The following is an 18,715-nucleotide window of genomic DNA, read 5'->3' on the forward strand; positions in this document are numbered from 1 at the left end:
GCATAATCAAGGAATCGCCCATGAGCGCCAGCACCTCTGCCACCCTGCGTCACGATTGGTCTTTGGCTGAAGTCAAAGCCCTGTTCGTGCAGCCCTTCAACGACCTGTTGTTCCAGGCGCAGACCGTGCACCGCGCGCATTTCGACGCCAACCGCGTGCAGGTGTCGACGCTGCTGTCGATCAAGACCGGCGCCTGCCCGGAAGATTGCAAATATTGTCCGCAGTCGGGCCACTACAACACTGGCCTGGAAAAAGAGAAGCTGATGGAGGTGCAGAAGGTCCTCGAAGAGGCCGCGCGCGCCAAGGCCATCGGTTCGACGCGTTTCTGCATGGGCGCGGCATGGAAACATCCGTCGGCCAAAGACATGCCCTACGTGCTGGAAATGGTCAAAGGCGTGAAGGCCATGGGCCTGGAAACCTGCATGACCCTCGGTCGCCTCGACCAGGACCAGACCGAAGCCCTGGCTCAGGCCGGCCTTGACTACTACAACCACAACCTCGACACCTCGCCGGAATTCTACGGCTCGATCATCACCACTCGCACCTACAGCGAGCGCCTGCAAACCCTGGCGTACGTGCGTGATTCGGGGATGAAGATCTGCTCGGGCGGCATCCTCGGCATGGGCGAATCCCTCGACGACCGCGCCAACTTGCTGATCCAGCTGGCCAACCTGCCTGAGCATCCGGAATCGGTGCCGATCAACATGCTGGTGAAGGTAGCGGGTACGCCGTTGGAAAACGCCGATGACATCGACCCCTTTGATTTCATCCGCATGCTGGCGGTGGCGCGCATCCTGATGCCGCAGTCCCACGTGCGCCTGTCGGCTGGCCGCGAAGCCATGAATGAGCAGATGCAGGCCCTGGCCTTTTTTGCCGGCGCCAACTCGATCTTCTACGGCGACAAACTGCTGACCACCGCTAACCCCCAGGCTGACAAGGACATGCAACTGTTCGCACGCCTGGGCATCCTGCCCGAAGCCCGTGAAGAGCATGCCGATGAAGTGCACCAGGCGGCGATCGAGCAGGCGTTGGTGGAGCAAAAGAGCAGCGAGCAGTTCTACAACGCTGTGGTGTAACCACCTTTGGAATGCATTCCAGTGTGGGAGCTGGCTTGCCTGCGATGACGGCGGCACTTTCAGCATTGAAGTGTCAGAAGGACCGCTATCGCAGGCAAGCCAGCTCCCCCATTGGATTGAGTTGAACCTGTTAAATCGAGGCCAGCATGTCTTTCGATCTCGCCGCGCGCCTCGCTGCCCGCCGTGCCGACCATCTTTACCGTCAGCGCCCCTTGCTGCAGACCCCCCAAGGCCCGCATGTGGTGGTGGACGGGCAACCGTTGTTGGCCTTCTGCAATAACGATTACCTGGGCCTTGCCAATCACCCGCAAGTGATCGAAGCCTGGCGCGCCGGTGCATCCCGCTGGGGCGTGGGCGGTGGCGCTTCGCATTTGGTGGTGGGCCACGCCACACCGCACCATGAACTGGAAGAAGCCCTGGCTGACTTGACCGGTCGCCCGCGTGCCTTGCTGTTCACCACCGGCTACATGGCCAACCTCGGCGCGGTCACGGCGCTGGTGGGGCAGGGCGATACGGTACTGGAAGACCGGCTTAACCACGCGTCCTTGCTGGATGCCGGTTTGCTGTCCGGGGCGCGTTTCAACCGCTACCTGCATAACGACGCAGGCAGCCTGGCCAAGCGCCTGGAGAAAGCCACCGGCAATACCTTGGTGGTCACCGACGGTGTGTTCAGCATGGACGGCGACCTCGCCGACCTGCCCGCGCTGGCCCGTGAAACCGGGGCCAAAGGTGCTTGGCTGATGGTGGATGACGCCCATGGCTTCGGCCCGCTGGGCGCCAATGGCGGCGGTATCGTCGAGCATTTCGGCTTGAGCCAGGACGACGTGCCCGTGCTGGTTGGCACCTTGGGCAAAGCGTTCGGCACCGCCGGGGCCTTTGTGGCCGGCAGTGAGGACTTGATCGAGAGCCTGATCCAATTCGCCCGTCCGTATATCTACACCACCAGCCAACCGCCGGCACTGGCCTGCGCCACCCTCAAAAGCCTGGAACTGCTGCGCAGCGAACATTGGCGACGCGAGCACCTCAACGCGTTGATCCGCCAGTTTCGTCATGGCGCGCAGCAGATAGGCCTGGCGTTGATGGACAGCTTTACGCCGATCCAGCCGATCCTGATTGGCGACAGCGCCCGGGCACTGCGCCTCTCGCAGATGCTGCGCGAGCGCGGCCTGATGGTGACCGCCATTCGCCCCCCGACCGTGCCCGCCGGCAGTGCCCGTCTACGGGTGACATTGACGGCGGCCCACAGCGAGGCGCAGGTGCAGCTATTGTTAGACGGGTTGCAAGCGTGTTTTCGCTTGTTAGACGCCTCGGAGCCCGGCTATGCGTAATCGACTGATCCTGCTACCGGGCTGGGGCCTGGGTGTGTCACCGCTGGAACCGTTGGCCGCTGCGCTGCACGGCCTGAACGAGCACTTGCAGGTACAGATCGAACCCTTACCGGCGCTGCAGGCCAGCGAACTCGGTGAATGGCTCGATGAACTCGATGCGACGCTGCCGGACAACGCCTGGCTCGGGGGCTGGTCACTGGGCGGCATGCTGGCTTCCGAGTTGGCGGCGCGCCGTGGCGAGCGGTGCTGTGGCTTGCTGACGCTGGCGAGCAACCCGTGTTTCGTCGCCCATGACGGCTGGCCCCATGGGATGCCTGCTGAAACCTTCGATGCATTTCTGGCCGGCTGCCACGCCGATTCCCAGGTCACGCTCAAGCGCTTTGGCCTGTTGTGCGCCAAGGGTGCCGAAGACCCGCGCGGCTTGTCGCGGTTGTTGGTCAGTGGGGCGCCGAATACCTCCCCCAGCGTCTTGATGCCCGGCCTGGAGCTGCTGGCCCAACTGGATACGCGGGCGGCCTTGCAGGCGTTTCGTGGGCCGCAGTTGCACCTGTTTGCCGGCCTGGATGGGCTGGTGCCTGCCGAAGCCGCCAGTGACCTGCTGGCCTTGCTCCCCGATGTAGAAATCGGCCTGATTGAACAGGCCGGTCACGCGTTTCTTCTGGAAGACCCTCACGGAGTAGCCGGGGCCATCCAGGCTTTTTTGCATGAGTGTGTTGATGACTGACCTATCCCACCCGCCCTTGCCTGGGGGCTTGCCGGACAAGCGTCAGGTTGCGGCCTCGTTCTCCCGTGCGGCGGCCAGTTACGACAGCGTGGCCGAGTTGCAGCGTGCGGTCGGGCATGAACTGCTCAGCCGTTTGCCGCACGCCCTGGCGCCACAGCGTTGGCTGGACATGGGCTGCGGCACGGGCTACTTCAGCCGCGTATTGGGCGAGCGTTTGCCCGGCAGCCAAGGTGTGGCGTTGGACATTGCCGAGGGCATGCTCAACCACGCGCGTCCGCTGGGCGGTGCCGCGCACTTTATAGCCGGTGATGCCGAACGCTTGCCGCTGACAGCTGACAGCTTTGAGCTGCTCTTCTCCAGCCTCGCGGTACAGTGGTGTGCCCCTTTTGATGCGGTGCTCAGCGAAGCCCGGCGTGTGCTGCGACCAGGTGGCGTGCTGGCCTTTGCCAGCCTGTGCGTAGGCACCCTGGATGAGTTGCGCGAGAGTTGGCGGGCGGCGGACGGCCTGGTCCACGTCAATCGCTTCCGCACCTTCGAGGCGTATCAGCAACTGTGTGCGGCCAGTGGCTTGCGCGTGATCAGCCTGGAGCGACAGCCCCACGTATTGCATTACCCGGATGTGCGCAGCCTGACCCATGAGCTCAAGGCATTGGGCGCCCACAACCTCAACCCAGGCCGCCCGGGAGGGTTGACGGGCCGTGCGCGGATTGTCGCGCTTGTAGAGGCCTACGAGCAGTTCCGCCAGGCCCAGGGCCTGCCCGCCACGTACCAGGTGGTGTATGCCGTACTGGAGAAACCGTTATGAGCGCCGCGTACTTCATCACCGGTACAGACACCGATGTTGGCAAAACCACCATCGCCGCGGGCCTGTTGCATGCCGCCAGGCTCTCCGGCAAAAGCACGGCCGCTGGAAAACCGGTGGCGTCGGGCTGCCAACTGACAGCCCAGGGCCTGCGCAATGCCGATGCCTTGGCGTTGCTGGCCGAGTGTTCCGTACCGCTCAGTTATGCCGAGGTCAACCCGGTGGCCTTCGAACCAGCTATCGCGCCGCATCTGGCAGCGCGCGAGGCGGGCGTCGGGCTCACGGTGCAATCGCTGCTCAAGCCGATGCAGCAGATCCTGGCACGGGGCGCGGACTTCACCTTGATCGAAGGGGCGGGCGGTTGGCGCGTGCCCTTGGCCGACCCGGCCAACCTGTCGGACCTGGCCATGGCGCTCAAACTGCCGGTGATCCTGGTGGTAGGCGTGCGCCTTGGGTGCATCAGCCACGCGTTGCTCACCGCCGAAGCCATTGCACGGGACGGCTTGCCGCTGGCGGGTTGGGTGGCAAATATCATCGACCCCAAGACCTCTCGTCTGGAAGAAAACCTCGCCACCCTGGCTGAGCGCCTGCCCGCGCCTTGCCTGGGGCGAGTGCCGAAACTCAAGCACGCCGGGGCTGCCGCGGTGGCCGAGTACTTGGAACTGGACCTGCTTGACTGATTTTGGCTATCACTAAGGCAATATGCCATTAGTGTTTTTGACGGGCCTTTTGCCAGGATGTCTGGTTCAATCGGTCTTCACTATTCTCTAAAGGCAGGCTTACGCCATGGAAATCTCTGGCAGCAGCGCGTTTTATTCGGGCCTGAGCAGCATTCAGACCGGGCAGAACCGCGTCGACCAGGCGGCCGGCAAGATTGCCAGCGCCGCGACCACCCAGCCATCGGCCGCGCAAAGCGATCGTCTGCAAGCCAATGACCGCGCCCAAGCGTCCAATTCGGCGAGCAACATGGTGGAAATGGCCCAGGGCAAGTTTCAAGTCGAGCTGGGGGCGAAAGTCGCCAAGGCTTCGGATGAAATGCTCGGTACGCTGATCGATACCTACGCTTAACTTCTCTATCGCACGCCCGCTCTTCTGTGGGAGCTGGCTTGCCTGCGACAGCATCAACGCGTACGACCTGATACACCATGGCGTCTGCATCGCAGGCAAGCCAGCTCCCACAATCGTTCTTCTGTACTTTTTCCTTCCTTGACTCATGAGGCATCCCGCCGCAGGCCTCGCTGTGCCTGACGCTGACCTGCGTCAAGACAAACGGCATCTGGCCGACGCTTGACAACCTTGGGTGGTAAACGTATGTTTCAAACACCTGTTTGACCGCCATAACAAATCCACGCGGTTGTTCATCCCAGTTACATCAGCAGAGGTTTATCGCTATGCCTGACTACAAGGCCCCCTTGCGTGATATTCGCTTCGTTCGTGACGAACTGCTCGGTTATGAAGCGCACTATCAGAGCCTGCCGGCTTGCCAGGACGCTACTCCGGACATGGTCGACGCCATCCTTGAAGAAGGCGCCAAGTTCTGTGAGCAAGTACTGGCACCGTTGAACCGCGTGGGCGACATTGAAGGGTGTACCTGGAGTGAGTCAGGCGTTAAAACCCCTGCGGGTTTCAAAGAAGCCTACAAACAATTCGTCGAAGGCGGCTGGCCAAGCCTGGCCCACGACGTGGAGCACGGTGGCCAAGGCCTGCCGGAATCCCTGGGCCTGGCCGTGAGCGAAATGGTGGGCGAAGCCAACTGGTCGTGGGGCATGTACCCTGGCCTATCCCATGGCGCGATGAATACCATTTCCGAGCACGGCACCCCCGAGCAGCAAGACGCTTACCTGACCAAGCTGGTGTCGGGCGAATGGACCGGCACCATGTGCCTGACCGAGCCACACTGCGGCACCGACCTGGGCATGCTGCGCACCAAGGCCGAGCCTCAGGCTGACGGTTCCTACAAAGTCTCCGGTACCAAGATCTTTATCTCGGCCGGCGAACACGACATGGCCGACAACATCGTCCACATCGTACTGGCCCGCCTGCCGGACGCACCGGCTGGCACCAAAGGCATCTCGCTGTTTATCGTGCCTAAGTTCCTGCCCAATGCCGATGGCTCGGTGGGCGAGCGCAACGCCGTCACCTGTGGTTCCCTGGAACACAAGATGGGCATCCACGGCAACGCCACCTGCGTGATGAACTTCGACGCGGCCACCGGTTTCCTGATCGGCCCGGCGAACAAAGGCCTGAACTGCATGTTCACCTTTATGAACACCGCTCGCCTGGGCACCGCGCTGCAAGGCCTGGCTCACGCCGAGATCGGCTTCCAGGGCGGCTTGAAATATGCGCGTGATCGCCTGCAAATGCGCTCCCTGACCGGCCCGAAAGCACCGGACAAAGCTGCTGACCCGATCATCGTGCACCCTGACGTACGCCGCATGCTGCTGACCATGAAAGCCTTCGCCGAAGGTAACCGTGCGATGGTGTACTTCACCGCCAAGCAAGTGGACATCGTCAAGTACGGCACCGACGACGAAGCCAAGAAACAGGCGGATGCCCTGCTGGCCTTCATGACCCCGATCGCCAAGGCGTTCATGACCGAAGTCGGTTTTGAATCGGCTAACCACGGCGTGCAGATCTACGGTGGCCACGGCTTTATCGCTGAGTGGGGCATGGAGCAGAACGTGCGCGACAGCCGCATTTCGATGCTGTACGAAGGCACCACCGGTATCCAGGCGCTGGACTTGCTCGGCCGTAAAGTGCTGATGACCCAAGGCGAAGCGCTCAAGGGTTTCACCAAGATCGTGCACAAGTTCTGCCAGGCCAACGAAGGCAACGACGCGGTCAAAGAGTTCGTGGCACCGCTGGCGGCGCTGAATAAAGAGTGGGGCGAGTTGACCATGAAGGTCGGCATGGCCGCGATGAAAGACCGTGAAGAAGTCGGCGCCGCTTCGGTGGACTACCTGATGTACTCCGGCTACGCGTGCCTGGCTTACTTCTGGGCCGACATGGCACGCCTGGCCGCCGAGAAACTGGCCGCCGGCACCAGCGAAGAGGCGTTCTACACCGCCAAGTTGCAGACTGCGCGCTTCTACTTCCAGCGCATCCTGCCGCGTACCCGCACCCACGTGGCAACCATGCTGTCGGGCGCCAACAACCTGATGGACATGAAAGAAGAAGACTTCGGCCTGGCTTACTAAGCCTTACCGGGCTCTTCTAAAAGCCGCCGCCTCCTTCGGGACGCGGCGGTTTTTTTGCACTTGTGTAGGAGCAAGCTTGCTCGCGAAGGTCGTTAACGATAACGCGGGCGGTCTGGTTAAACGCGTTGCCGGTGACATTTTCGCGAGCAAGCTCGCTCCTACAGGGTGCGCGTCTAAAAAACCGCAGCAATGCGCTCAGGGATTGCGATGAGCTGCCGTTACAGTGATGGCAATGTGATACATGCTCGGTCGGTTGTGCTTAACTGATCGCTTAGAGGCACAGTGCCATTATTTGTTAGCGGGTCGGAGCTTTACCCTTGTCACGCGTGTCCGCTGTACGTTTCAGCCATTTTCTCCCTTCGCTGCTGCTGTTGCTGGCCGGGCTCTCGGCTGCGTACGTCAAGGACCTCAGCGTCTTCTTCACCTCGCTGTTCAACGTGCTGCCCACTCTGGTGCTGCTGCTCGGTGGCGCTTACTGCGCGGTGTATCGACGCCAGCGTGAACTGTTCCTGATGGTCACGGTGTACGTCGCCTATTTCCTGCTGGATACCCAGACCGACTTCTACCGCGACAATGGCCGCGTGCGTGAAGACGCTGCGGTGGTGTTTCACCTGTGCTGCCTGCTGTTGCCATTGCTGTTCAGCATTTATGCGCTGTGGCAGGAAAAAACCCATCTGTTCCGTGACTTCGTCGCCCGCTGCGCGGTGCTGCTGGCGGTGGGCAGTGTGGCGCTGGCCCTGGAGCAGAGTTTTCCCCAGGCCTTGTTGGGCTGGTTGGCGGAGATTCGCTGGCCGATGCTGCATGGCGCCTGGATGAGCCTGATCCAGCTCTCGTACCCAATGTTCCTGATCGGCTTTCTCACCCTGGCTGCCCAATACTGGTACCAGCCGCGCCCGCTGCACGCCGCACAACTGGTGGGGTTGCTGGGCATGTTCTGGATGTTGCCGCAAACCTTCATCCTGCCGTTCACCCTCAACATCATGTGCAGCCAGGTGATGCTGATGATCGCTGCGGGGGTGGCGCACGAGGCGTATCAAATGGCGTTTCGTGATGAACTCACCGGCTTGCCGGGGCGCCGTGCCCTCAACGAGCGCATGCAGCGGCTAGGTCGCAACTATGTGCTGGCGATGAGCGACGTCGATCACTTCAAGCGTTTCAATGACACCCACGGCCACGACGTGGGCGACCAGGTGCTGCGCCTGGTGGCGAGCAAGCTGTCCAAGGTCAACGGCGGCGGGCGCGCCTACCGTTACGGCGGTGAAGAATTTGCCGTGGTGTTTGCCGGCAAGACCCTGGATGAGTGCATGCCGCACCTGGAGGAGATCCGCGAGATCATCGCCAGCTACGACATCAAGTTGCGCAACCCGGACCGCCCCCAGGACGACCATCAAGGCCGCCAGCGCCGTGCGGGCAGCGGCGCGTCCAGTGTGTCGGTGACGGTAAGCATCGGCGTGGCCGAGCGTCAGGCCGAGCAACGCAGCCCCGACGAGGTGCTCAAATCCGCCGATCAGGCGCTGTACGCCGCCAAGGGGGCGGGGCGTAATTGTGTGGTCGCAGCCGGGCAAACCCGCCGTGGCGCGGTACGCATGGAGAGCGCTGCCGGTTGAGTAATGGCGCTGTATTCAGCAGCGCTACAGTGATTGTCCACGGCCATGGCCGGCAGTAGGTTAACCCTATCTGCTGCTGGAGACATTGCCATGCCTGAGTACAAAGCTCCCCTGCGCGACATGCGCTTTCTGATCGACACCGTATTCGATTTCCACGGCCACTACGCGGCCCTGGGCGCCACGGATGCCAGCCCGGACATGGTCAGTGCGATCCTCGAAGAAGGCGCCAGGTTCTGCGAAAACGTACTCGCGCCGCTCAATCGCAGCGGCGATGAAGAGGGCTGCCATTTCGAGAATGGCGTGGTGACTACGCCCAAAGGCTTCAAGCAAGCCTTTGCCCAGTATGTGGAAGGCGGCTGGCACGGCGTGGCGGCAGACCCGGCCTACGGTGGCCAGGGCCTGCCCCATTCCCTGGGCCTGGTACTGAGCGAGATGATCGGCTCCAGCAACACCTCCTGGGGCATGTACCCGGGCCTGACCCACGGGGCGATGTCGGCCATCCACGCCCACGGCACCGACGAGCAGAAAGCCACCTACCTGAGCAAACTCACCGCCGGCGAATGGACTGGCACCATGTGCCTGACCGAAGCCCACTGCGGCACCGACTTGGGCTTGATCAAGACCCGCGCCTTACCGCAGGCGGACGGCAGTTACGCGGTCACCGGCAGCAAGATCTTCATCTCGGCCGGCGAGCACGACCTGAGCGCCAATATCATCCACCTGGTGCTGGCCAAGCTGCCGGACGCACCGGCGGGCACCAAGGGCATCTCATTGTTTATCGTGCCCAAGTTCCATGCCGACTCCGGCGAGCGCAATGCGGTGCACTGCGGCTCCATCGAACACAAGATGGGCATCAAGGCCTCGGCCACCTGCGTGTTGAACTTCGATGGCGCCAAAGGCTATTTGATTGGCGAGGCGAACAAGGGCCTCAACTGCATGTTCACCATGATGAACCACGCACGCCTGGGCACCGGCATGCAGGGCCTGTGCAACGGCGAGGCGAGCTTCCAGGGCGCGATCAGGTACGCCAACGACCGCCTGCAAATGCGTTCGCTCACCGGCGCCAAGGCTCCGGAAAAAGCCGCCGACCCGATCATCGTGCACGCCGATGTACGCCGCATGCTGCTGACCATGAAAGCCTTCAACGAGGGCAACCGCGCCTTGACCTATTTCACCGCGCAGTTGCTCGACACCGCGCACCTGGGCAGCGACGCCGGCCAACGCCAGGAAGCCGAAGATCTGCTGGCCTTCCTCACGCCGATCTGCAAAGCCTTTATGACTGAGACCGGGCTGGAGGTGACCAACCACGGCATGCAGGTATTCGGTGGCCATGGCTATATTCGTGAGTGGGGCATGGAGCAACTGGCCCGTGACGCACGGATTGCGCCGATCTATGAAGGCACCAACGGTATCCAGGCCCTGGACCTGCTCGGGCGCAAGGTGCTGGGCAGCCAGGGCAAGTTGCTGCGTGGGTTTACCAAGATTGTGCATAAGTTCTGCGCGGCCAATGCCGAGCATGCGCAACTCAAGGCCCAGGTGGCGCAACTCAATGAGCTGAACCAGCAATGGGGCGAACTGACCCTGAAGGTCGGCACGGCGGCGATGAAAAACCCTGACGAAGTGGGCGCGGCGGCCATGGATTACCTGATGTACAGCGGTTACATCATCCTTGCCTACCTGTGGCTGCGCATGGCGATCGCGGCGCACGCGCAGGATGACGAAGGGTTTGCCCAGGCGAAGCTTGCGACCTGCGACTTTTACTTCAAGCGCCTGTTGCCGCGTACGGCCATGCACCGTGCTGCGGTGGAGGCGGGGGGCGAATGCCTGATGAGTCTCCCAGCCGAGGCTTTCTCCCTGTAGGAGCGAGCTTGTTCGCGAAGAACTTCAACGATTGCGCGCATGTCTGGTTTAGCGGGGTGTTCTTGGGTTTTTCGCGAGCAAGCTCGCTCCTACAAAAAGGCTCCTTGCGTGACTTGTAAATACTTAATGGTCACGAACAGACCCTATGTGTCTTAAAAGTTGTTCGGGTACACTTGAGGTCTGTAAAACCGATCCTATCGAATTACTTTTCACGTTCTCACGAGGTTTGCCATGGCTGATTACAAAGCGCCGTTGCGTGATATGCGCTTCGTCCTCAACGAAGTATTTGAGGTCGCTAACACTTGGGCCCAGTTACCGGCATTGGCAGACAGCGTTGACGCCGAAACCGTCGAGGCGATCCTGGAAGAGGCCGGCAAGGTTACCGCCAAATCCATCGCCCCACTCAGCCGCGGCGGCGATGAGCAAGGTTGCCACTGGGCCGACGGCGCAGTCACTACTCCCGACGGTTTTCCCCAGGCTTACAACACCTACGCCGAAGGCGGCTGGGTGGGTGTGGGCGGCGACCCGACCTATGGCGGCATGGGCATGCCCAAGGCCGTGTCGGCGCAGGTTGAAGAGATGATCAACTCGTCGAGCCTGGCTTTCGGCCTGTACCCGATGTTGACCTCCGGCGCCTGTGTATCGATCAACACCCACGCCAGTGAAGAACTCAAGGCCACCTACCTGCCGAAGATGTATTCCGGTGAGTGGGCCGGTTCCATGTGCCTGACGGAAGCCCATGCCGGTACCGACCTGGGGATGATCCGCACCAAGGCCGAGCCTCAGGCGGACGGCTCCTACAAGGTCAGCGGCACCAAGATCTTCATCACCGGTGGCGAGCACGACCTGACCGATAACATCATCCATCTGGTGCTGGCCAAACTGCCCGATGCACCGGCCGGGCCCAAGGGCATCTCGCTGTTCCTGGTACCAAAGTTCTTGGTGAATACTGATGGTAGCCTGGGCGCGCGGAACCCGGTGAACTGCGGCTCCATTGAACACAAGATGGGTATTCAGGCATCTGCCACCTGTGTGATGAACTTCGACGAAGCCGTGGGCTACCTGGTCGGTGAGCCCAACCGTGGCTTGGCGGCGATGTTCACCATGATGAACTATGAGCGCCTGGGCGTCGGTATCCAGGGCTTGGCTTCTGGCGAGCGGTCCTATCAGAACGCGATTGAATATTCCCGCGACCGCCTGCAGAGCCGCTCCCCGCTGGGGGCTCAGGCCAAGGACAAGCCGGCAGACCCGATCATCGTGCATCCGGATGTCCGTCGCATGTTGCTGACCATGAAGGCGGCGAACGAAGGCGGCCGGGCGTTCTCCACCTACGTGGCGACGCAGTTGGACATCGCCAAGTTCAGCAACGATGCGCAGGCGCGCGAGCGTGCCGATAACCTGGTGGCGTTGCTGACGCCAGTTGCCAAGGCGTTCCTCACCGACCTGGGCCTGGAAACCACCGTACTGGGCCAGCAGGTGTTTGGTGGCCATGGTTACATCCGCGAGTGGGGCCAGGAGCAACTGGTGCGTGACGTGCGCATCACTCAGATCTACGAAGGCACCAACGGCATTCAGGCCCTGGATCTGATGGGCCGCAAGATCGTCGGCAGCGGCGGTGCGTTCTATACCTTGTTCGCCGATGAGATCCGCCAGTTCATCGCCGCATCGGGCCCCGAGTTGGCTGAATTCACCAAGCCGCTAAGTGCGGCAGTGGATAACCTGGATGAGTTGACGGCCTGGGTGCTGGACCGCGCCAAGAGCAATGCCAATGAAATCGGCGCGGCCTCGGTGGAATACCTGCATGCGTTCGGCTACATGGCCTATGCCTATATGTGGGCGCGCATGGCCAAGGCGGCGTTGGGCAAGGAAGGCGAAGAGGATTTCTACGCCAGCAAACTGGGGACTGCGCGTTTCTACTTTGCCCGTCTGTTGCCGCGTATCCACTCGTTGAGTGCATCGGTAAAAGCCGGTAGCGAATCACTGTTCCTGATGGATGAAGCCCTGTTTTAAGGGTGAGGAGGGCGTGTAAGCATTCTCTTACATGACGTGCTGCTAATCGTCCTCTATCGCCACATTGGATCCACGGCTAATCTACTTCACATGGACGTCGCGCAGGAAGCGCAAAGCAACAACACGGACACGTAGGATTCTGCCAGGACGGCGGAGTGAAATGGATGTCAGGGAAACAGTCTGCAAAGCCCCGCTTCGGCGGGGTTTTCTTTTGCCCGCGAAAAAGTCAGGCGGTTGCCGACGGGGCATTCATCACGTCTTCCAGCAGGGTGCGCAGCAACGCCACCGTCGCCTGCTGGCGTTGCACATCGCGGCATACCAACCCTACTTTCAGCGGTACCCTGGGCTCGCTCAAGGGTTTCCACAGCAGCGCCTTGCTGTTGTGTTCGTCCTGGGAGCGCCCAGGCAGTACTGTCGCCAAGCGGGTGTGAGGCAGGCTGTCGAGAATGCCCACCATGGTATTGAGCTCCGCCTGCACTTGCGGACGCCGCCCGAGGTTGGACAATTGGCCTTGCCAGATCTGCCGAACCTGAAACTCTTCCCCCAACAGCAACATCGGTAACTCGGCGGCTTGTTTGAGCGAGACTTTCTTGAACTCGCGCAACGGATGGTCTTCGGGAATCACCACTTTCAACTCGTCTTCATACAGCAGCACGCCATGCAGGCCCGGTTGACGGGGTGGCAGGTAGCTGATGCCAATATCGAGTGAGCCATGGAGCAACCGCCGTTCAATCTCAAGCCCGGTCAGCTCGTAGATCTGCACCACCAGATGGGGCTGGGCCTTGCGCACGCGCTCAAGCATCTGCGGTACCAGGCTGGTGTGCACGGTTTGCAGCACGCCGATGGCCAGGGTGCGCATGGCCTGGCCCTTGAAGTTGCGCAGCGCCTCGACGGCTTGCTGCATACCATCAATCAGCGGCAACGCATGGTTGTATAGGGTGTGGGCCGCCAGGGTCGGCAACAGGCGCTTGCTGCTGCGTTCGAACAGGCTGACGTCGAGGTTCTGTTCCAGTTGACGAATCTGTTGCGACAGCGCTGGCTGGGAGATCGACAGACGCTCCGCGGCACGGCCTACGTGGCCTTCCTCATACACCGCGACGAAATAACGCAGTTGCTTGAAATCCATAAGGTTTGCTTATCGAAAAAGCTGGAAAATCGAAATGGCCGCTGGCCCCCGAGGCGCCTAGTCTAGCGTCTATTCGCAGGGCTTACAGGGCCGGATCGGACAATGAAGAGCGTTTTTGTTGATAGCGTTTACATAGGCAAGGCTAAAAATCTGAAGGCCTCATTGGCAGGCGGCATCGACCAAGGTCAGGTTGCCAACGGAGGTGAAGTGTGAACTTGTTCCGTCGCTTCGCGCCGAGTCTGGATGACCTGGTTGTGCATGCCCCGCGTGCAGAGGTTTCCAGCCAGTGCCTGATGCCCACTGTGGCGCGCCCGCCCCAAGTATTTGTGCAGGGGCAGGGCTCCTGGCTTTCGGACGCTGACGACCGCGCCTATCTGGATTTCAGTCAAGGCGGCGGCGCCAACAGCCTGGGCCACAGTCCTCAGGCCGTGCGCGACGCCATTGCCAAACAGATGCACACCGTGATCAACCCTGGCCTGGGTTTGCACAACCGCGCGCAACTAGACCTCGTCGATCGTCTGTGCCACCACACCTGCAGCGACCAGGCCTACTTGCTCAACAGCGGTGCCGAAGCCTGTGAAGCGGCCATCAAGTTGGCACGCAAGTGGGGCCAGCTGCATCGTGGCGGCGCTTACCACATCATCACGGTAAGCAATGGCTGCCATGGCCGGAGCCTTGGGGCGATGTCGGCGTCGGCTGTGGCCTGCGAGAACCGTTTTGAACCGCAGTTGCCAGGTTTCAGCCAGGTGCCGTTTAACGATCTGCCTGCCCTGCACGCAGCGGTCGATGCGCAGACCGTCGCCATCATGCTGGAGCCGATACAAAGCGGCGGCGGTGTCATCCCCGCGACAGAGCATTACCTCAAGGGCGTCGAACGCCTGTGCCGCGAACTGGGGATTCTGCTGATCTTCGACGAAGTGCAAACGGGCATGGGACGCTGTGGCAGCGTGCTGGCTGAACAGCAATACGGCGTGCGCGCCGACATCATTGCCCTGGGCAAAGGCCTGGGCGGTGGCGTGCCCCTGGCGGCGCTGCTGGCGCGTGGTACTGCCTGTTGCTTCGAAGCGGGTGAGCTGGACGGTACACATCATGGCAATGCACTGATGGCATCTGCGGGTATCGCAGTACTCGATACCCTATTGGCGAACGGCTTTCTCGAGCACCTACGCGAATCCGGCTTGTACCTGGCAGAAGGCCTTGCCCGCCTGGCCTACCGTTACGACCATGGGCCCTTGCGCGGCAACGGGCTGCTTTGGGGCCTGACACTGTCGCACGATTGCGCCGCTGCAGTGGTCAAGGCCGCGCTGCACGAAGGCTTGATCCTCACTGCCGCGCAACCTGACTGCCTGCGCTTTACGCCTGCGCTGAACATCAGCAAAACCCATATCGACGAAATGCTGCTGCGGCTCGCCCGCGCCTTTTCTCGGGTGCGTACCGCTCAAGTGCAATGCCGCAAGGGCATCGCCGTTTGATCCCAGTTTCCTGAACCGTCTCGCGGCATACGCGGCGCCTCCAGCCTGATTCTTTTGGCTGGGGGCGTTTTTTTGTCTGGGTAATTTGTGGTGTGAAAAGATGGCTGGAGATTCTGGCCTGAGATGGCCCAATGCCAGAATCCACTGAACCCTCACGAACCGCCAAGGTCGATTAGCTACACGGCTCACACGAGCCGATTTTCTGGAGCTGACCCATGGACATCATTCGTATCATCATCGCCATTCTGCTGCCGCCATTGGGTGTGTTCCTGCAAGTAGGCTTCGGCGGCGCATTCTGGCTGAATATCCTGCTGACCCTGTGCGGTTACTTCCCTGGCATCATCCACGCGGTGTACATCATCGCCAAGCGTTGAGGCCCTCAGCCTTTTGCAATGAGCCTTGAGTTGCGCTCATTGCGAAAGGCCAGTTGCTCGATGGTCTGGGTGGCATGTTCGGCCTCTTCCCGCGCCTGAAGGATGATGCCGTGCTGCTCGGATTTGCTGCATACCGGGTCGGCGTTGCTGGCGTCACCGGTGAGCATGAAGGCCTGGCAACGGCAGCCGCCGAAGTCCTTTTCTTTTTCGTCGCATGAACGGCATGGCTCAGGCATCCAGTCGTAGCCACGAAAGCGATTGAAGCCAAATGAGTCGTACCAGATGTGCTGCATGCTGTGGTCGCGCACATTGGGAAACTGCACTGGCATCTGCCTCGCGCCGTGACAGGGCAGGGCGGTGCCGTCGGGTGTGACTGTCAGGAAGATGCTGCCCCAGCCGTTCATGCAGGCTTTGGGGCGCTCCTCGTAATAATCCGGTGTCACGAAGATCAGCTTGCAGGGATGGCCTTCGGCTTCCAGTTTGGCGCGGTATTCATTGGTGATGCGTTCGGCGCGCACCAACTGCTCGCGGGTGGGCAGCAAACCCACGCGATTAAGCTGTGCCCAGCCGTAGAACTGGCAGGTGGCGAGTTCGACGAAATCCGCTTCCAGCGCAATGCACAGTTCGATGATGCGGTCGATCTTGTCGATATTGTGCCGATGGGTGACGAAGTTCAGCACCATCGGGTAGCCGTGGGCTTTCACCGCTCGGGCCATTTCCAGTTTTTGCGCGAAGGCTTTTTTCGAGCCGGCCAGCAGGTTGTTCACCTGCTCGTCACTGGCCTGGAAGCTGATCTGGATATGGTCCAGGCCGGCCTTCTTGAAGTCGCTGATTTTTTGTTCGGTGAGGCCGATGCCTGAGGTGATCAGGTTGGTGTAGAAGCCCAGCTTGCGAGCCTCGCCGATCAGTTCGGCCAGGTCCTGGCGCACCAGCGGCTCACCGCCGGAAAATCCCAACTGCGCAGCACCCATTTCACGGGCTTCGCGAAATACCTTGATCCATTGTTCGGTGCTCAGCTCCTTGCCCTGCTCGGCGAAATCCAGCGGGTTGGAGCAATACGGGCACTGCAGCGGGCAGCGATAGGTCAGCTCGGCCAGCAGCCACAGCGGCAGGCCGATGGCTGGCTTTTCAGGCAAGGGTGATCCAGTGCTCAGCACGGGCGACCTCCATGAATTGCTCGATGTCTTCACCCAGCTCTGGCACACCGGGGAACTGCTTATCCAGCTCGGCAATGATTGCCGCAACGTCGCGCTCGCCGTCGATCAAGCCACCGATCAATGCGGCGCTATCGTTGAGCTTGATCATGCCTTCGGGGTAGAGCAACACATGGCCTTTCTGTGCAGGCTCGTACTGGTAGCGATAGCCCTGGCGCCAGCTCGGTTTTTTGCTGCGATCAAAGCTCATAGGGTGATCCCTTTATGCCATACCCGCTGTTCGGTCACGCTGTGATAGGGCGGGCGTTTGAGTTCGTAAGCCATGCTCATGGCGTCCAGCATGCTCCAGAGGATGTCCAGTTTGAACTGGAGAATTTCCAGCATGCGCTCCTGCCCCTCGCGGGTGGTGTAGTGCTGCAGGGTGATCGCCAAGCCGTGTTCCACATCGCGACGGGCCTGGCCCAACCGTGTGCGGAAGTACTCGTAACCGGCCGGGTCGATCCACGGGTAATGCTGGGGCCAACTGTCGAGGCGCGACTGGTGGATTTGCGGCGCGAACAGTTCTGTCAGCGAGCTGCTGGCGGCTTCTTGCCAGCTGGCGCGGCGGGCGAAGTTGACATAGGCGTCCACGGCGAAGCGTACGCCGGGCAGCACTAACTCTTGGGAGCGCAGTTGGTCGGGGTCCAGGCCCACAGCCTGGCCCAGGCGCAGCCAGGCTTCGATACCGCCGTCTTCACCGGGCGCGCCGTCGTGGTCGAGCAGGCGCTGGATCCATTCGCGACGGATTTCACGGTCTGGGCAGTTAGCCAGGATCGCCGCGTCTTTCAGCGGGATATTCACCTGATAGTAGAAGCGATTGGCGACCCAGCCCTGGATCTGCTCACGGCTGGCGCGGCCTTCGTACATCGCCACATGGTAGGGGTGATGGATATGGTAGAAGGCGCCCTTGGCGCGCAGGGCCGCTTCGAACTCAGCCTTGCTCAACGGTGTGTCGGTCATTTCGATCGCTCCTACAATTCAATGCTCATGCCGTCGTAAGCCACTTCGACATTGCGTCGCACCAGCTCCGCTCGCTCGGGGGAGTCTTCATCGAGGATCGGGTTGGTGTTGTTGATGTGGATAAGCACTTTGCGCTGTTTGGGCAATTGCTCGAGCACTTCAAGCATGCCGCCGGGGCCGTTCTGTGCCAGGTGGCCCATCTCACGCCCGGTGCGGGTGCCGACGCCACGGCGCTGCATTTCATCGTCGTCCCACATCGTGCCGTCGACCAGCAGGCAGTCACTGCCGGCCATGATGTCCAGCAGCGGTGCGTCGACCTTGCCCAGCCCCGGGGCATAGAACAATTTGCCGCCGGTGCGCAGGTCTTCGACGATCAGACCGATGTTGTCACCGGGGTGCGGGTCGAAGCGGTGCGGCGAATAGGGCGGTGCGGCGCTGCGCAGCGGCAGCGGCGTGAAGCGCAGGTTGGGGCAGGCCGGGATGGTGAAGCTGGCGTCCAGCTCGATGCGGTTCCAGGCCAGGCCACCGTTCCAGTGGGTCAGCATGGTGAACAACGGGAAACCGGTGCTCAGGTCTTCGTGGACCATGTCGGTGCACCACACCTGGTGCGGGCAGCCTTCGCGCAGGCTCAGCAGGCCGGTGGTGTGGTCGATCTGGCTGTCCATCAGGATGATTGCGCTGATGCCGGTATCGCGCAGGGCGCGGCCCGGTTGCATGGGCGCAAAGCCCTGGAGTTGCGCGCGGATATCCGGCGAGGCATTGCAGAGCACCCAATTCACGCCATCGTCGGAGATCGCGATGGACGACTGGGTACGCGCCTGGGCCCGCAGGCTGCCATCGCGAAAGCCTGCGCAATTCACGCAGTTGCAGTTCCACTGCGGGAAGCCACCGCCGGCGGCGGAACCTAGAATCTGGACAAACATGATCGCTCCATCAAGCACAGCTCAAAACAAAAACGCCCCGGGCGAACCGAGGCGTTGTATCAC

Annotated in this window: 17 protein-coding genes; 12 read left to right on the top strand and 5 right to left on the bottom strand. The window is 61.4% G+C overall.

Features of this window, described 5'->3' with window-relative positions; genetic code table 11:
- The first annotated feature begins 20 nt into the window (after positions 1-20).
- The 10 genes from bioB (at position 21) to CER19_RS21940 (ending at position 12,604) form a co-directional block, all read left to right on the top strand.
- The gene (gene bioB, locus CER19_RS21895; protein WP_014720209.1) at positions 21-1,076 is read left to right on the top strand and encodes a biotin synthase BioB; all 1,056 of its coding nucleotides are present in this window, start codon (positions 21-23) and stop codon (positions 1,074-1,076) included.
- 146 nt (positions 1,077-1,222) lie between these two features.
- The gene (gene bioF, locus CER19_RS21900; protein WP_116667949.1) at positions 1,223-2,404 is read left to right on the top strand and encodes an 8-amino-7-oxononanoate synthase; all 1,182 of its coding nucleotides are present in this window, start codon (positions 1,223-1,225) and stop codon (positions 2,402-2,404) included.
- The gene (locus tag CER19_RS21905) at positions 2,397-3,128 is read left to right on the top strand and encodes an alpha/beta fold hydrolase (RefSeq protein ID WP_014720207.1); all 732 of its coding nucleotides are present in this window, start codon (positions 2,397-2,399) and stop codon (positions 3,126-3,128) included. The genes bioF and CER19_RS21905 overlap by 8 nt, the downstream gene beginning before the upstream one ends.
- Positions 3,121-3,933 (top strand): malonyl-ACP O-methyltransferase BioC, encoded by an 813-nt coding sequence (gene bioC / locus CER19_RS21910; protein WP_116667950.1) that lies wholly within the window; start codon positions 3,121-3,123, stop codon positions 3,931-3,933. The genes CER19_RS21905 and bioC overlap by 8 nt, the downstream gene beginning before the upstream one ends.
- Positions 3,930-4,610 carry a dethiobiotin synthase gene (gene bioD / locus CER19_RS21915; RefSeq protein ID WP_116667951.1) on the top strand — a complete coding sequence of 227 codons (681 nt, stop codon included), beginning with the start codon at positions 3,930-3,932 and terminating at the stop codon, positions 4,608-4,610. Before bioC ends, bioD begins: the two co-directional genes overlap by 4 nt.
- A 106-nt stretch (positions 4,611-4,716) precedes the next feature.
- Entirely contained in the window at positions 4,717-4,998 is a 282-nt protein-coding gene (locus CER19_RS21920) for a hypothetical protein (protein ID WP_034128847.1), read from the top strand.
- A 323-nt stretch (positions 4,999-5,321) separates the two neighbouring features.
- Positions 5,322-7,127 (top strand): phenylacyl-CoA dehydrogenase, encoded by a 1,806-nt coding sequence (locus CER19_RS21925; protein WP_014720204.1) that lies wholly within the window; start codon positions 5,322-5,324, stop codon positions 7,125-7,127.
- A 317-nt stretch (positions 7,128-7,444) separates the two neighbouring features.
- Positions 7,445-8,734, top strand: coding sequence for a diguanylate cyclase (locus CER19_RS21930; protein WP_116667952.1), 1,290 nt, complete (start codon positions 7,445-7,447; stop codon positions 8,732-8,734).
- 90 nt (positions 8,735-8,824) lie between these two features.
- Positions 8,825-10,594 (top strand): acyl-CoA dehydrogenase C-terminal domain-containing protein, encoded by a 1,770-nt coding sequence (locus CER19_RS21935; RefSeq protein ID WP_116667953.1) that lies wholly within the window; start codon positions 8,825-8,827, stop codon positions 10,592-10,594.
- A 231-nt stretch (positions 10,595-10,825) separates the two neighbouring features.
- The gene (locus tag CER19_RS21940) at positions 10,826-12,604 is read left to right on the top strand and encodes an acyl-CoA dehydrogenase C-terminal domain-containing protein (protein ID WP_116667954.1); all 1,779 of its coding nucleotides are present in this window, start codon (positions 10,826-10,828) and stop codon (positions 12,602-12,604) included.
- 226 nt (positions 12,605-12,830) lie between these two features.
- Here CER19_RS21940 and CER19_RS21945 read toward each other — a convergent pair whose 3' ends face one another.
- The gene (locus CER19_RS21945; RefSeq protein WP_116667955.1) at positions 12,831-13,730 is read right to left on the bottom strand and encodes a LysR family transcriptional regulator; all 900 of its coding nucleotides are present in this window, start codon (positions 13,728-13,730) and stop codon (positions 12,831-12,833) included.
- Positions 13,731-13,939: 209 nt separating this feature from the next.
- Between CER19_RS21945 and CER19_RS21950 the strand changes: the two genes are divergently transcribed.
- On the top strand, positions 13,940-15,202 hold the full coding sequence (locus CER19_RS21950) for an aspartate aminotransferase family protein (protein ID WP_116667956.1): 1,263 nt from the start codon (positions 13,940-13,942) through the stop codon (positions 15,200-15,202).
- A 215-nt stretch (positions 15,203-15,417) separates the two neighbouring features.
- A complete protein-coding gene (locus CER19_RS21955; RefSeq protein ID WP_003194776.1) occupies positions 15,418-15,576 on the top strand; it encodes a YqaE/Pmp3 family membrane protein in 159 nt (52 codons plus the stop codon).
- 5 nt (positions 15,577-15,581) lie between these two features.
- On the opposite strand, the gene pqqE is transcribed toward CER19_RS21955, so the two are convergent.
- The 4 genes from pqqE to pqqB are packed head-to-tail and all read right to left on the bottom strand — an operon-like array spanning position 15,582 to position 18,652.
- Positions 15,582-16,712, bottom strand: a complete 1,131-nt coding sequence (gene pqqE / locus CER19_RS21960; RefSeq protein ID WP_052200001.1) for a pyrroloquinoline quinone biosynthesis protein PqqE — start codon at positions 16,710-16,712, stop codon at positions 15,582-15,584.
- On the bottom strand, positions 16,705-16,980 hold the full coding sequence (gene pqqD, locus CER19_RS21965; protein ID WP_116667957.1) for a pyrroloquinoline quinone biosynthesis peptide chaperone PqqD: 276 nt from the start codon (positions 16,978-16,980) through the stop codon (positions 16,705-16,707). The genes pqqE and pqqD overlap by 8 nt, the downstream gene beginning before the upstream one ends.
- Positions 16,977-17,729, bottom strand: coding sequence for a pyrroloquinoline-quinone synthase PqqC (pqqC, locus tag CER19_RS21970; protein WP_003194770.1), 753 nt, complete (start codon positions 17,727-17,729; stop codon positions 16,977-16,979). The genes pqqD and pqqC overlap by 4 nt, the downstream gene beginning before the upstream one ends.
- 11 nt (positions 17,730-17,740) lie before the next feature.
- A complete protein-coding gene (gene pqqB, locus CER19_RS21975) occupies positions 17,741-18,652 on the bottom strand; it encodes a pyrroloquinoline quinone biosynthesis protein PqqB (RefSeq protein WP_116667958.1) in 912 nt (303 codons plus the stop codon).
- Between the last annotated feature and the right edge of the window lie 63 nt (positions 18,653-18,715).

It is taken from the genome of Pseudomonas sp. GL93 (genome assembly GCF_003408955.1).
Taxonomy (GTDB): domain Bacteria; phylum Pseudomonadota; class Gammaproteobacteria; order Pseudomonadales; family Pseudomonadaceae; genus Aquipseudomonas; species Aquipseudomonas paracarnis.